Source organism: Sinorhizobium meliloti, from assembly GCF_017876815.1.
In the GTDB taxonomy this organism is placed as follows: domain Bacteria; phylum Pseudomonadota; class Alphaproteobacteria; order Rhizobiales; family Rhizobiaceae; genus Sinorhizobium; species Sinorhizobium meliloti.
In genome coordinates this window covers 213,055-229,537 of sequence record NZ_JAGIOS010000004.1, presented here as the reverse complement: position 1 = coordinate 229,537, position 16,483 = coordinate 213,055, and the positions used below count along the sequence as shown (strand labels likewise).

Sequence of the window (16,483 nt, the reverse complement as noted above, 5' to 3'; positions counted from 1 at the left end):
GGGTCGAGGTTCGCACCGTATTTGCAAAGCCGATGCTTGCCGATCTGGCCGCCAGTCTTGGCAGCCACCGGGAGGTGGCGGTGCCTGCCAACCCGATCACGGAACAGAGTACGGCGATCACGCCGCAGATGCTGCCGCTGATCGATCTTACCCAACCGGAGATCGACCGGATCGTGTCGACGGTGCCCGGCGGCGTCGGCAATATCCAGGATATCTATGGCCTGTCGCCGCTGCAGGACGGCATTCTGTTCCATCATTTGCTGGCAACCCAGGGTGACCCCTATCTCCTGATGTCGCAGATGGCCTTTGCCGAGCGGGGTGTGCTCGATCGCTACCTTGCTGCGGTTCAACAGGTGGTCGACCGCCACGACATTCTGCGCACGGCCTTTGTCTGGGAGGGTCTGTCGAGCCCGGCGCAGGTTGTCTGGCGCAAGGCGGCCTTGGATGTGCTCGAGGTCGAGCTGGAGGGCTGTGATGGTTCCGGCGCCGATGAGCTCAGGCGGCGGTTCGATCCGCGCCAGTACCGTCTCGACCTTGGCCGGGCGCCGCTGATGCGGTTCGTGATCGCGCGCGAACCGGGCAGTGGGCGCTGGCTGCTTTTGGTGTTGCAGCACCATCTGATCGGCGATCATACGACGGCCGAAGTGATGCATGCCGAGGTCCGGGCCGTGCTGCAGGGGCGCGCGCATGAGCTTGCAGCGCCGCCGTTCCGCAACCTGGTGGCGCAGGCGCGGCTTGGCATGGATGCCAAAGCGCATGAAGCGTTCTTCCGGGAGATGCTGGCCGACATCGACGAGCCGACCCTGCCGTTCGCTCTGAGCGAGGTCTACGGCGACGGCCGCGGATCCCGCGAGGCACGGCGGATGCTGCCGCAGGCGCTCAACGATCGGCTGCGCCACCAGGCGCGGCGGCTGGGGGTGAGTCTGGCTAGCCTTTGCCATCTGGCCTGGGCCCAGGTGGTGGCGCTGAGCAGCGGGCGCGAGCAGGTGGTGTTCGGCACGGTGCTGTTCGGCCGCATGCATGGGGTGCCGGCGCCGACCGTGCCATGGGCTTGTTCATGAATACCTTGCCGTTGCGGCTGGATCTGGATGAGACCGGGGTCGAGGAAAGTGTGCGTATCGCCCACGCCCGTCTGGCCGAATTGCTCTCACACGAGCATGCCTCGCTGGCATTGGCGCAACGCTGCAGCGATATTGCCGCACCAGCGCCACTGTTCAGTGCGCTGCTGAACTATCGCCACAACACGCCGGCCATGGCCGGCGAGGGAACAAGCGACGTGCTGTCCGGCATGGAATGGCTGGGGGGCGAGGAACGGACCAACTACCCGCTGACATTGTCGGTGGATGATTTTGGTCAGGAGCTGGGGCTCACGGCGGATGCGGTCGAACCGATCTCCGCCGATCGGATCTGCGGCTATATGCAGCGGGCGCTCGAGCAACTGGTCGACGCGCTGGAGCAAGCGCCCGATAGGCCGGTGCGCGAGCTCGACATTCTTCCGGCTGAGGAGCGCAGCTACCTGCTGGAGGAGTTGAACCGGACGGAAGCGGACTATCCGTCGGATCTTTGCGTGCATGCGCTGTTCGAGGCGCAGGTGCGCCGGGTGCCCGACGCGGTCGCACTGGTCTTCGAAGAGCAGTCGATCTCCTATGGCGCGCTCAATGCCGATGCCAACCGGCTGGCCCATCATCTGATCGGGCTCGGGGTGAGGCCGGACCAGCCAGTGGCGATCTGCGTCGAGCGCAGCCCGGCGATGGTGGTGGGACTGCTGGCGATCCTCAAGGCCGGCGGCGCCTATGTGCCGCTCGACCCGGCCTATCCCGGCGAACGGCTGCGGCAGTTGCTCGACGATGCCGGCCCGCGGCTGCTGCTTTGCGACGCCGCCGGTCGCGCGGCGTTGGGCGCCGAGGCAATCGCCGATCTGAGCGCGGTCGATCTCGATGCGGCCATGCCCGCTTGGGCCGACCAGTCCGCTGACGATCCCGACCCGCATGCCCTCGGCCTGACAGCCCGCAATCTCGCCTATGTCATCTACACATCGGGATCCACCGGCACGCCTAAGGGCGTCATGGTCGAGCATGCAAGTGTTCTCAATGTTCTACGCGCTCTTTTAGATGTATCGGGCCTCACAGAGCGCGATTCACTCCTCGCGATCACGACGATCTCTTTCGACATTGCGGGGCTGGAACTCTATCTGCCACTGGCCGTGGGAGCTAACGTCGTTGTTGCTCACGGAACCAGTGTTATTGGATTACAGCGGTATCTATCCCATCAGAAGATAACTGTGATGCAGGCGACCCCCGCGGCGTGGCGTATGCTCTTCGACGCCGGCTGGGAGGGTGCGCCCGATTTAAGTGCGTTGTGTGGCGGCGAAGCGTTGCCTTCAGAACTGGCCTCGAACCTCGGCAGAAGGGTAAAATCTCTCAGAAATCTTTATGGTCCGACGGAGACTACGATTTGGGCGACCACCTTTCTTACCGACACGAGAATTGAGGCGCCTCACCGGTATGTGCCGATCGGCCGTCCGATTGCGAACACGCGGCTTTATGTGCTTGACGGCCATGGTCAGCCGGTTCCGTTTGGGGCGGTTGGTGAGCTTTATATCGGCGGGGCGGGGGTGGCGCGCGGCTACCTGAACCGTCCGGATCTGACGGCGGAGCGGTTCCTGGCGGATCCGTTCAGCGGCAAGGCCGGCGCCCGGATGTACCGGAGCGGCGACCTGGCGCGCTACCTGCCGGACGGCAATCTCGAGTTTCTGGGCCGCAATGACGACCAGGTGAAGATCCGCGGCTTCCGCATCGAGCCGGGCGAGATCGCCGCCCGGCTGCTGGAGCATGAGCTTGTCGGCGATGCCGCGGTGGTGGCGCACGCGGATGCGGCGGGCGACAAGCGGCTCGTCGCCTATGTGGTTGCGAAGACGACGGACGGGTCGGCCGAAGCCGATGGCGCCGGGCTTGCTGCGTCGTTGCGGGCGCATCTGGGTGGCCTGCTACCGGACTACATGGTGCCGTCGGCCTTCGTGCGGCTGGATGCACTGCCGCTGACGGTGAACGGCAAGCTCGACCGCAAGGCGCTGCCGGTCCCCGACGACGATGCCTATGCGCGTCGGGCCTACGAGGCGCCGCAGGGCGAGATCGAGACGCTGCTGGCCGGGATCTGGGCCGAGCTTCTCGGCGTCGAGCAGGTCGGGCGCCACGACAACTTCTTCGAGCTCGGCGGCCACTCATTGTTGGCGGTGCGCGTGCTCGTCCGGCTGACCGAGGCCTTGGCAGTGGAGCTGCCGCTGGCGATCCTGTTCGCCAAGCCAACATTGGCCGATTTGGCGCTAAGTGTTGGCGAAGTGCTGAACGGTTCTGGTGCGCAGACAGCACCGGTCATCATGCCAGTCGGACGTGATGGTGCGCTTCCGCTGTCCTATTCGCAGCAGCGTCTCTGGTTCTTGGCACAGTTGGACGAAGACAGCACGAACTATAACATTCCCCTGGGGTGGCGACTGCAGGGCAGACTCGACCGTGTCGCCTGGCGGCGCAGCCTTGACCGCCTGTTTGCCCGTCACGAGGCGCTGCGCTGCACGTTCGTCGCCGGAGAGGATGACCCGCAGGTCCAGATTTTGTCCGGGGACAGGGGATTGCCGGTGGTCGAGCACGATCTGCGGGACAGGCCGGATGCGCAAGCCGCGCTTTTGGATCTGTGCCAAGAAGAGGCGCGCACGCCGTTCGATCTGGCGCGCGAGCCGCTGATCCGCGGCCGGCTGATCCGGCTGGCGGATGAGGAGCACGTCTTTCTGCTGACGCAGCATCACATAGTCTCGGACGGCTGGTCGATGGGGGTGCTGGTGCGCGAGCTCAGCAGCCTTTACCGCGCGTTTGAGGCTGGAGAGGACGATCCTTTGCCGCCGCTGGCGATCCAGTATCCGGATTATGCCGCCTGGCAACGGCAATGGTTGTCCGGCGAGCGGCTGCAGCGTCAGGCGCAGTATTGGCGCGACACCCTGTCTGGCGCCCCGGCCCGTCTGGCGCTGCCGACGGACCGGCCGCGGCCGGCACAGCAGTCGTTTGCCGGAGCCAGCGTGCCGGTTATCATCGATGAGGCTCTGACGCGCGGGCTCAAGCGGCTGAGCCGGCAGCATGGCACGACGTTGTTCATGACAGTGCTGGCGGCCTGGGCTGCGGTGCTGTCGCGCCTGTCCGGGCAGGACGATATCGTGATCGGTGTGCCGACGGCCAATCGTCGTCGCCGCGAGATCGAGGATCTAATCGGTTTCTTCGTCAACACCCTGGCGGTTCGAATCGATCTGTCGGGCGAGCCGAGCGTGTCCGATCTCCTGGAACGGGCGCGGCGCGCGGCCTTGACTGCGCAGGATCATCAGGACCTGCCGTTCGAGCAGGTGGTGGAGATCGTCCAGCCGCCCCGGGCTCTCGGTCACACGCCGTTGTTCCAGGTGGGACTGGCCTGGCAGAACAACACCGGCGGGTCATTGGACCTGCCGGGGCTGCAGGTGGAGGCTGCGGGCGAGGGGCTCGATCAGGTCAAGTTCGATCTGGAACTGAACCTGGGAGAGCAGGGCGAGGCCATCGCCGGGACTCTCGGTTATGCGACGGCGTTGTTCGACCGGGCGACGATCGAGCGGCAATGTGGTTATCTGCTGGCGCTGCTGCGGGCGATGCTTGCCGATGCCGAGCAGCCGGTGTCCGAGCTGGACATCCTGCCTCCCGACGAGCGCAGCTACCTGCTGGAGGAGTTGAACCGGACGGAAGCGGACTATCCGTCGGATCTTTGCGTGCATGCGCTGTTCGAGGCGCAGGTGCGCCGGGTGCCCGACGCGGTCGCACTGGTCTTCGAAGAGCAGTCGATCTCCTATGGCGCGCTCAATGCCGATGCCAACCGGCTGGCCCATCATCTGATCGGGCTCGGGGTGAGGCCGGACCAGCCAGTGGCGATCTGCGTCGAGCGCAGCCCGGCGATGGTGGTGGGACTGCTGGCGATCCTCAAGGCCGGCGGCGCCTATGTGCCGCTCGACCCGGCCTATCCCGGCGAACGGCTGCGGCAGTTGCTCGACGATGCCGGCCCGCGGCTGCTGCTTTGCGACGCCGCCGGTCGCGCGGCGTTGGGCGCCGAGGCAATCGCCGATCTGAGCGCGGTCGATCTCGATACGGCCATGCCCGCCTGGGCCGACCAGTCCGCTGACGATCCCGACCCGCATGCCCTCGGCCTGACAGCCCGCAATCTCGCCTATGTCATCTACACATCGGGATCCACCGGCACGCCTAAGGGCGTCATGGTCGAGCATCGGAACACAGTGAACCTGCTGCATTGGAGTGGCGGCGTGTTTGCCGAATCAGAGATCAGGCGCACGCTGTTCTCGACCTCGGTCTGTTTTGATCTGTCCGTTTACGAGTGTTTCCTTCCGCTTTCGCAGGGAAGCAAGCTGTACCTCGTCGAGGATGCACTGAAGCTGGCCCGAACGCCCGTGGATGCCTCCTTGATCAACACGGTCCCCTCGGCGATCACCGCTCTGGTCAACCAGAAAGCCGTGCCGGCATCGGCAAGCGTCATCAATTTGGCGGGCGAGCGGGTGAAGGCAGACCTAATCGAGAGGATATTCGAGAGCACGCGCGTCCAGAAGATTTGCAATCTGTACGCCCCTTCGGAGACAACGACGTACTCGACTTGGATTTGCATGCCGAGGGGACAGGCTGTTGTCGAAACGATCGGGCGTCCGATCTCGAACACGCGGATCTATCTGCTGGACGGCCATGGTCAGCCGGTTCCGTTTGGGGCGGTTGGTGAGCTTTATATCGGCGGGGCGGGGGTGGCGCGCGGCTACCTGAACCGTCCGGATCTGACGGCGGAGCGGTTCCTGGCGGATCCGTTCAGCGGCAAGGCCGGCGCCCGGATGTACCGGAGCGGCGACCTGGCGCGCTACCTGCCGGACGGCAATCTCGAGTTTCTGGGCCGCAATGACGACCAGGTGAAGATCCGCGGCTTCCGCATCGAGCCGGGCGAGATCGCCGCCCGGCTGCTGGAGCATGAGCTTGTCGGCGATGCCGCGGTGGTGGCGCACGCGGATGCGGCGGGCGACAAGCGGCTCGTCGCCTATGTGGTTGCGAAGACGACGGACGGGTCGGCCGAAGCCGATGGCGCCGGGCTTGCTGCGTCGTTGCGGGCGCATCTGGGTGGCCTGCTACCGGACTACATGGTGCCGTCGGCCTTCGTGCGGCTGGATGCACTGCCGCTGACGGTGAACGGCAAGCTCGACCGCAAGGCGCTGCCGGTCCCCGACGACGATGCCTATGCGCGTCGGGCCTACGAGGCGCCGCAGGGCGAGATCGAGACGCTGCTGGCCGGGATCTGGGCCGAGCTTCTCGGCGTCGAGCAGGTCGGGCGCCACGACAACTTCTTCGAGCTCGGCGGCCACTCATTGTTGGCGGTGCGCGTGCTCGTCCGGCTGACCGAGGCCTTGGCAGTGGAGCTGCCGCTGGCGATCCTGTTCGCCAAGCCAACATTGGCCGATTTGGCGCTAAGTGTTGGCGAAGTGCTGAACGGTTCTGGTGCGCAGACAGCACCGGTCATCATGCCAGTCGGACGTGATGGTGCGCTTCCGCTGTCCTATTCGCAGCAGCGTCTCTGGTTCTTGGCACAGTTGGACGAAGACAGCACGAACTATAACATTCCCCTGGGGTGGCGACTGCAGGGCAGACTCGACCGTGTCGCCTGGCGGCGCAGCCTTGACCGCCTGTTTGCCCGTCACGAGGCGCTGCGCTGCACGTTCGTCGCCGGAGAGGATGACCCGCAGGTCCAGATTTTGTCCGGGGACAGGGGATTGCCGGTGGTCGAGCACGATCTGCGGGACAGGCCGGATGCGCAAGCCGCGCTTTTGGATCTGTGCCAAGAAGAGGCGCGCACGCCGTTCGATCTGGCGCGCGAGCCGCTGATCCGCGGCCGGCTGATCCGGCTGGCGGATGAGGAGCACGTCTTTCTGCTGACGCAGCATCACATAGTCTCGGACGGCTGGTCGATGGGGGTGCTGGTGCGCGAGCTCAGCAGCCTTTACCGCGCGTTTGAGGCTGGAGAGGACGATCCTTTGCCGCCGCTGGCGATCCAGTATCCGGATTATGCCGCCTGGCAACGGCAATGGTTGTCCGGCGAGCGGCTGCAGCGTCAGGCGCAGTATTGGCGCGACACCCTGTCTGGCGCCCCGGCCCGTCTGGCGCTGCCGACGGACCGGCCGCGGCCGGCACAGCAGTCGTTTGCCGGAGCCAGCGTGCCGGTTATCATCGATGAGGCTCTGACGCGCGGGCTCAAGCGGCTGAGCCGGCAGCATGGCACGACGTTGTTCATGACAGTGCTGGCGGCCTGGGCTGCGGTGCTGTCGCGCCTGTCCGGGCAGGACGATATCGTGATCGGTGTGCCGACGGCCAATCGTCGTCGCCGCGAGATCGAGGATCTAATCGGTTTCTTCGTCAACACCCTGGCGGTTCGAATCGATCTGTCGGGCGAGCCGAGCGTGTCCGATCTCCTGGAACGGGCGCGGCGCGCGGCCTTGACTGCGCAGGATCATCAGGACCTGCCGTTCGAGCAGGTGGTGGAGATCGTCCAGCCGCCCCGGGCTCTCGGTCACACGCCGTTGTTCCAGGTGGGACTGGCCTGGCAGAACAACACCGGCGGGTCATTGGACCTGCCGGGGCTGCAGGTGGAGGCTGCGGGCGAGGGGCTCGATCAGGTCAAGTTCGATCTGGAACTGAACCTGGGAGAGCAGGGCGAGGCCATCGCCGGGACTCTCGGTTATGCGACGGCGTTGTTCGACCGGGCGACGATCGAGCGGCAATGTGGTTATCTGCTGGCGCTGCTGCGGGCGATGCTTGCCGATGCCGAGCAGCCGGTGTCCGAGCTGGACATCCTGCCTCCCGACGAGCGCAGCTACCTGCTGGAGGAGTTGAACCGGACGGAAGCGGACTATCCGTCGGATCTTTGCGTGCATGCGCTGTTCGAGGCGCAGGTGCGCCGGGTGCCCGACGCGGTCGCACTGGTCTTCGAAGAGCAGTCGATCTCCTATGGCGCGCTCAATGCCGATGCCAACCGGCTGGCCCATCATCTGATCGGGCTCGGGGTGAGGCCGGACCAGCCAGTGGCGATCTGCGTCGAGCGCAGCCCGGCGATGGTGGTGGGACTGCTGGCGATCCTCAAGGCCGGCGGCGCCTATGTGCCGCTCGACCCGGCCTATCCCGGCGAACGGCTGCGGCAGTTGCTCGACGATGCCGGCCCGCGGCTGCTGCTTTGCGACGCCGCCGGTCGCGCGGCGTTGGGCGCCGAGGCAATCGCCGATCTGAGCGCGGTCGATCTCGATACGGCCATGCCCGCCTGGGCCGACCAGTCCGCTGACGATCCCGACCCGCATGCCCTCGGCCTGACAGCCCGCAATCTCGCCTATGTCATCTACACATCGGGATCCACCGGCACGCCTAAGGGCGTCATGGTCGAGCATCGCGGGATGACCAATTATCTAAGCTGGGCTCGTGAGAGCTACGCTCCCATATCCTCATCCGTCGTCTCCTCTTCGCTCGCCTTCGATGCCACGGTCAACAGCCTGTTTGCGCCTTTGGTCTCTGGCGGCCATGCATTGCTTACGAAAGAGGGGGACGAGGTCGAGGGGATCAGGTCAAGGGTCGGCACACCGTGCGGGCTGGTCAATGTCACCCCGAGCCATCTGGATGTTCTTGGACAGCAACTGCAGTCGGCTGGAGATGCCAGTCAGGTGGAGGTGCTCGTCATTGGCGGTGAGGCATTGTCGTCTTCGACGGTCGAGCTATGGCGTCAGATCCAGCCGGCGGCTAGAATGGTCAACGAGTATGGCCCGACGGAAGCGGTTGTCGGTTGTGCTTTCCATGACATCCCTGCAGATCTTTCCGCATCGACGAATGTGCCGATCGGCCGTCCGATTGCGAACACGCGGCTTTATGTGCTTGACGGCCATGGTCAGCCGGTTCCGTTTGGGGCGGTTGGTGAGCTTTATATCGGCGGGGCGGGGGTGGCGCGCGGCTACCTGAACCGTCCGGATCTGACGGCGGAGCGGTTCCTGGCGGATCGGTTCAGCGGCAAGGCCGGCGCCCGGATGTACCGGAGCGGCGACCTGGCGCGCTACCTGCCGGACGGCAATCTCGAGTTTCTGGGCCGCAATGACGACCAGGTGAAGATCCGCGGCTTCCGCATCGAGCCGGGCGAGATCGCCGCCCGGCTGCTGGAGCATGAGCTTGTCGGCGATGCCGCGGTGGTGGCGCACGCGGATGCGGCGGGCGACAAGCGGCTCGTCGCCTATGTGGTTGCGAAGACGACGGACGGGTCGGCCGAAGCCGATGGCGCCGGGCTTGCTGCGTCGTTGCGGGCGCATCTGGGTGGCCTGCTACCGGACTACATGGTGCCGTCGGCCTTCGTGCGGCTGGATGCACTGCCGCTGACGGTGAACGGCAAGCTCGATCGCAAGGCGCTGCCGGTCCCCGACGACGATGCCTATGCGCGTCGGGCCTACGAGGCGCCGCAGGGCGAGATCGAGACGCTGCTGGCCGGGATCTGGGCCGAGCTTCTCGGCGTCGAGCAGGTCGGGCGCCACGACAACTTCTTCGAACTCGGCGGCCACTCATTGTTGGCCGTTCAAATGATGGAGCGTCTGCGGCGGCTGTCGCTCGGGGTCGAGGTTCGCACCGTATTTGCAAAGCCGATGCTTGCCGATCTGGCCGCCAGTCTTGGCAGCCACCGGGAGGTGGCGGTGCCTGCCAACCCGATCACGGAACAGAGTACGGCGATCACGCCGCAGATGCTGCCGCTGATCGATCTTACCCAACCGGAGATCGACCGGATCGTGTCGACGGTGCCCGGCGGCGTCGGCAATATCCAGGATATCTATGGCCTGTCGCCGCTGCAGGACGGCATTCTGTTCCATCATTTGCTGGCAACCCAGGGTGACCCCTATCTCCTGATGTCGCAGATGGCCTTTGCCGAGCGGGGTGTGCTCGATCGCTACCTTGCTGCGGTTCAACAGGTGGTCGACCGCCACGACATTCTGCGCACGGCCTTTGTCTGGGAGGGTCTGTCGAGCCCGGCGCAGGTTGTCTGGCGCAAGGCGGCCTTGGATGTGCTCGAGGTCGAGCTGGAGGGCTGTGATGGTTCCGGCGCCGATGAGCTCAGGCGGCGGTTCGATCCGCGCCAGTACCGTCTCGACCTTGGCCGGGCGCCGCTGATGCGGTTCGTGATCGCGCGCGAACCGGGCAGTGGGCGCTGGCTGCTTTTGGTGTTGCAGCACCATCTGATCGGCGATCATACGACGGCCGAAGTGATGCATGCCGAGGTCCGGGCCGTGCTGCAGGGGCGCGCGCATGAGCTTGCAGCGCCGCAGCCGTTCCGCAACCTGGTGGCGCAGGCGCGGCTTGGCATGGATGCCAAAGCGCATGAAGCGTTCTTCCGGGAGATGCTGGCCGACATCGACGAGCCGACCCTGCCGTTCGCTCTGAGCGAGGTCTACGGCGACGGCCGCGGATCCCGCGAGGCACGGCGGATGCTGCCGCAGGCGCTCAACGATCGGCTGCGCCACCAGGCGCGGCGGCTGGGGGTGAGTCTGGCTAGCCTTTGCCATCTGGCCTGGGCCCAGGTGGTGGCGCTGAGCAGCGGGCGCGAGCAGGTGGTGTTCGGCACGGTGCTGTTCGGCCGCATGCATGCGGGTGCCGGCGCCGACCGTGCCATGGGCTTGTTCATGAATACCTTGCCGTTGCGGCTGGATCTGGATGAGACCGGGGTCGAGGAAAGTGTGCGTATCGCCCACGCCCGTCTGGCCGAATTGCTCTCACACGAGCATGCCTCGCTGGCATTGGCGCAACGCTGCAGCGATATTGCCGCACCAGCGCCACTGTTCAGTGCGCTGCTGAACTATCGCCACAACACGCCGGCCATGGCCGGCGAGGGAACAAGCGACGTGCTGTCCGGCATGGAATGGCTGGGGGGCGAGGAACGGACCAACTACCCGCTGACATTGTCGGTGGATGATTTTGGTCAGGAGCTGGGGCTCACGGCGGATGCGGTCGAACCGATCTCCGCCGATCGGATCTGCGGCTATATGCAGCGGGCGCTCGAGCAACTGGTCGACGCGCTGGAGCGAGCGCCCGATAGGCCGGTGCGCGAGCTCGACATTCTTCCGGCTGAGGAGCGCAGCTACCTGCTGGAGGAGTTGAACCGGACGGAAGCGGACTATCCGTCGGATCTTTGCGTGCATGCGCTGTTCGAGGCGCAGGTGCGCCGGGTGCCCGACGCGGTCGCACTGGTCTTCGAAGAGCAGTCGATCTCCTATGGCGCGCTCAATGCCGATGCCAACCGGCTGGCCCATCATCTGATCGGGCTCGGGGTGAGGCCGGACCAGCCAGTGGCGATCTGCGTCGAGCGCAGCCCGGCGATGGTGGTGGGACTGCTGGCGATCCTCAAGGCCGGCGGCGCCTATGTGCCGCTCGACCCGGCCTATCCCGGCGAACGGCTGCGGCAGTTGCTCGACGATGCCGGCCCGCGGCTGCTGCTTTGCGACGCCGCCGGTCGCGCGGCGTTGGGCGCCGAGGCAATCGCCGATCTGAGCGCGGTCGATCTCGATACGGCCATGCCCGCCTGGGCCGACCAGTCCGCTGACGATCCCGACCCGCATGCCCTCGGCCTGACAGCCCGCAATCTCGCCTATGTCATCTACACATCGGGATCCACCGGCACGCCTAAGGGCGTCATGGTCGAGCATCAAAGCCTGGTCAATCTCACAGCATGGCATGTGCAAACATTTTGTCCGCAACCAGAAACCTGCTGCACACTCACGGCTGGAGTGGCATTCGATGCCAGCGCTTGGGAGTTATGGTCTGCATTATACAATCGCAGCACATTGCTGCTCCCACCCAGACCGGCAGCAGGAGATCCTCTGCTTCTCCTGCAATGGTGGCGTGATCAACCACTGGACGCCGCCTTTTTAGTCACGCCGCTGGCTGCAACGGCATTGGAAGGCGAGCTGGTAACTCCCTTGTTGGAGTACTTGCTTATTGGCGGTGATCGTCTGCAGCGTGTGCCTTCCCGGCTACCGTCGCCTCTCAAGTTAATAAACAACTATGGTCCTACGGAAGTTACTGTGGTGGCAACGTCGGGACAGCTCTTCAGTGACGCTGTGCCACATATCGGCCGTCCGATTGCGAACACGCGGCTTTATGTGCTTGACGGCCATGGTCAGCCGGTTCCGTTTGGGGCGGTTGGTGAGCTTTATATCGGCGGGGCGGGGGTGGCGCGCGGCTACCTGAACCGTCCGGATCTGACGGCGGAGCGGTTCCTGGCGGATCCGTTCAGCGGCAAGGCCGGCGCCCGGATGTACCGGAGCGGCGACCTGGCGCGCTACCTGCCGGACGGCAATCTCGAGTTTCTGGGCCGCAATGACGACCAGGTGAAGATCCGCGGCTTCCGCATCGAGCCGGGCGAGATCGCCGCCCGGCTGCTGGAGCATGAGCTTGTCGGCGATGCCGCGGTGGTGGCGCACGCGGATGCGGCGGGCGACAAGCGGCTCGTCGCCTATGTGGTTGCGAAGACGACGGACGGGTCGGCCGAAGCCGATGGCGCCGGGCTTGCTGCGTCGTTGCGGGCGCATCTGGGTGGCCTGCTACCGGACTACATGGTGCCGTCGGCCTTCGTGCGGCTGGATGCACTGCCGCTGACGGTGAACGGCAAGCTCGACCGCAAGGCGCTGCCGGTCCCCGACGACGATGCCTATGCGCGTCGGGCCTACGAGGCGCCGCAGGGCGAGATCGAGACGCTGCTGGCCGGGATCTGGGCCGAGCTTCTCGGCGTCGAGCAGGTCGGGCGCCACGACAACTTCTTCGAGCTCGGCGGCCACTCATTGTTGGCCGTTCAAATGATGGAGCGTCTGCGGCGGCTGTCGCTCGGGGTCGAGGTTCGCACCGTATTTGCAAAGCCGATGCTTGCCGATCTGGCCGCCAGTCTTGGCAGCCACCGGGAGGTGGCGGTGCCTGCCAACCCGATCACGGAACAGAGTACGGCGATCACGCCGCAGATGCTGCCGCTGATCGATCTTACCCAACCGGAGATCGACCGGATCGTGTCGACGGTGCCCGGCGGCGTCGGCAATATCCAGGATATCTATGGCCTGTCGCCGCTGCAGGACGGCATTCTGTTCCATCATTTGCTGGCAACCCAGGGTGACCCCTATCTCCTGATGTCGCAGATGGCCTTTGCCGAGCGGGGTGTGCTCGATCGCTACCTTGCTGCGGTTCAACAGGTGGTCGACCGCCACGACATTCTGCGCACGGCCTTTGTCTGGGAGGGTCTGTCGAGCCCGGCGCAGGTTGTCTGGCGCAAGGCGGCCTTGGATGTGCTCGAGGTCGAGCTGGAGGGCTGTGATGGTTCCGGCGCCGATGAGCTCAGGCGGCGGTTCGATCCGCGCCAGTACCGTCTCGACCTTGGCCGGGCGCCGCTGATGCGGTTCGTGATCGCGCGCGAACCGGGCAGTGGGCGCTGGCTGCTTTTGGTGTTGCAGCACCATCTGATCGGCGATCATACGACGGCCGAAGTGATGCATGCCGAGGTCCGGGCCGTGCTGCAGGGGCGCGCGCATGAGCTTGCAGCGCCGCAGCCGTTCCGCAACCTGGTGGCGCAGGCGCGGCTTGGCATGGATGCCAAAGCGCATGAAGCGTTCTTCCGGGAGATGCTGGCCGACATCGACGAGCCGACCCTGCCGTTCGCTCTGAGCGAGGTCTACGGCGACGGCCGCGGATCCCGCGAGGCACGGCGGATGCTGCCGCAGGCGCTCAACGATCGGCTGCGCCACCAGGCGCGGCGGCTGGGGGTGAGTCTGGCTAGCCTTTGCCATCTGGCCTGGGCCCAGGTGGTGGCGCTGAGCAGCGGGCGCGAGCAGGTGGTGTTCGGCACGGTGCTGTTCGGCCGCATGCATGCGGGTGCCGGCGCCGACCGTGCCATGGGCTTGTTCATGAATACCTTGCCGTTGCGGCTGGATCTGGATGAGACCGGGGTCGAGGAAAGTGTGCGTATCGCCCACGCCCGTCTGGCCGAATTGCTCTCACACGAGCATGCCTCGCTGGCATTGGCGCAACGCTGCAGCGATATTGCCGCACCAGCGCCACTGTTCAGTGCGCTGCTGAACTATCGCCACAACACGCCGGCCATGGCCGGCGAGGGAACAAGCGACGTGCTGTCCGGCATGGAATGGCTGGGGGGCGAGGAACGGACCAACTACCCGCTGACATTGTCGGTGGATGATTTTGGTCAGGAGCTGGGGCTCACGGCGGATGCGGTCGAACCGATCTCCGCCGATCGGATCTGCGGCTATATGCAGCGGGCGCTCGAGCAACTGGTCGACGCGCTGGAGCGAGCGCCCGATAGGCCGGTGCGCGAGCTCGACATTCTTCCGGCTGAGGAGCGCAGCTACCTGCTGGAGGAGTTGAACCGGACGGAAGCGGACTATCCGTCGGATCTTTGCGTGCATGCGCTGTTCGAGGCGCAGGTGCGCCGGGTGCCCGACGCGGTCGCACTGGTCTTCGAAGAGCAGTCGATCTCCTATGGCGCGCTCAATGCCGATGCCAACCGGCTGGCCCATCATCTGATCGGGCTCGGGGTGAGGCCGGACCAGCCAGTGGCGATCTGCGTCGAGCGCAGCCCGGCGATGGTGGTGGGACTGCTGGCGATCCTCAAGGCCGGCGGCGCCTATGTGCCGCTCGACCCGGCCTATCCCGGCGAACGGCTGCGGCAGTTGCTCGACGATGCCGGCCCGCGGCTGCTGCTTTGCGACGCCGCCGGTCGCGCGGCGTTGGGCGCCGAGGCAATCGCCGATCTGAGCGCGGTCGATCTCGATACGGCCATGCCCGCCTGGGCCGACCAGTCCGCTGACGATCCCGACCCGCATGCCCTCGGCCTGACAGCCCGCAATCTCGCCTATGTCATCTACACATCGGGATCCACCGGCACGCCTAAGGGCGTCATGGTCGAGCATCGGAACACAGTGAACCTGCTGCATTGGAGTGGCGGCGTGTTTGCCGAATCAGAGATCAGGCGCACGCTGTTCTCGACCTCGGTCTGTTTTGATCTGTCCGTTTACGAGTGTTTCCTTCCGCTTTCGCAGGGAAGCAAGCTGTACCTCGTCGAGGATGCACTGAAGCTGGCCCGAACGCCCGTGGATGCCTCCTTGATCAACACGGTCCCCTCGGCGATCACCGCTCTGGTCAACCAGAAAGCCGTGCCGGCATCGGCAAGCGTCATCAATTTGGCGGGCGAGCGGGTGAAGGCAGACCTAATCGAGAGGATATTCGAGAGCACGCGCGTCCAGAAGATTTGCAATCTGTACGCCCCTTCGGAGACAACGACGTACTCGACTTGGATTTGCATGCCGAGGGGACAGGCTGTTGTCGAAACGATCGGGCGTCCGATCTCGAACACGCGGATCTATCTGCTGGACGGCCATGGTCAGCCGGTTCCGTTTGGGGCGGTTGGTGAGCTTTATATCGGCGGGGCGGGGGTGGCGCGCGGCTACCTGAACCGTCCGGATCTGACGGCGGAGCGGTTCCTGGCGGATCCGTTCAGCGGCAAGGCCGGCGCCCGGATGTACCGGAGCGGCGACCTGGCGCGCTACCTGCCGGACGGCAATCTCGAGTTTCTGGGCCGCAATGACGACCAGGTGAAGATCCGCGGCTTCCGCATCGAGCCGGGCGAGATCGCCGCCCGGCTGCTGGAGCATGAGCTTGTCGGCGATGCCGCGGTGGTGGCGCACGCGGATGCGGCGGGCGACAAGCGGCTCGTCGCCTATGTGGTTGCGAAGACGACGGACGGGTCGGCCGAAGCCGATGGCGCCGGGCTTGCTGCGTCGTTGCGGGCGCATCTGGGTGGCCTGCTGCCGGACTACATGGTGCCGTCGGCCTTCGTGCGGCTGGATGCACTGCCGCTGACGGTGAACGGCAAGCTCGATCGCAAGGCGCTGCCGGTCCCCGACGACGATGCCTATGCGCGTCGGGCCTACGAGGCGCCGCAGGGCGAGATCGAGACGCTGCTGGCCGGGATCTGGGCCGAGCTTCTCGGCGTCGAGCGGGTCGGGCGCCACGACAACTTCTTCGAACTCGGCGGCCACTCATTGTTGGCGGTGCGCGTGCTCGTCCGGCTGACCGAGGCCTTGGCAGTGGAGCTGCCGCTGGCGATCCTGTTCGCCAAGCCAACATTGGCCGAGCTAGCCCGTGAATCTTCCATCAGCTTGATTGCACAAGAATTTGATAGCCACGAACTTCAGAAACTGCTTTCTTCTAGGAGTCTGAAATGACGGATTTTGTCATCGGCCAATTAGAAGAACTGGATTCAGACGGCTTAGCTAAGCTCCTTTCCCTGGCCAGAGCGCGAAGTCGAGGCAGCAACCTAAAGGCCACACTGATCCCGAAGATCAGCCGTGATGGTGCGCTTCCGCTGTCCT

General features: G+C 65.4%; 3 protein-coding genes (1 of these 3 cut by a window edge). All 3 read left to right on the top strand.

Going from position 1 to position 16,483, the window contains the following annotated elements; all coding sequences use genetic code 11:
• The coding region (locus JOH52_RS35860; protein ID WP_234942958.1) for a condensation domain-containing protein at window positions 1-1,061 on the top strand (1,061 nt) is incomplete at its 5' end.
• A complete protein-coding gene (locus JOH52_RS35855) occupies window positions 1,058-16,336 on the top strand; it encodes a non-ribosomal peptide synthetase (protein WP_234942957.1) in 15,279 nt (5,092 codons plus the stop codon). The genes JOH52_RS35860 and JOH52_RS35855, both read left to right, overlap by 4 nt.
• Window positions 16,333-16,483, top strand: the 5' end (the start) of a protein-coding gene (locus JOH52_RS34935) for a non-ribosomal peptide synthetase (protein WP_234942956.1). The gene runs 20,186 nt beyond the window's last position; the window shows 151 of its 20,337 coding nt (coding positions 1-151); it begins with the start codon at window positions 16,333-16,335; its stop codon lies off the right edge, out of view. Before JOH52_RS35855 ends, JOH52_RS34935 begins: the two co-directional genes overlap by 4 nt.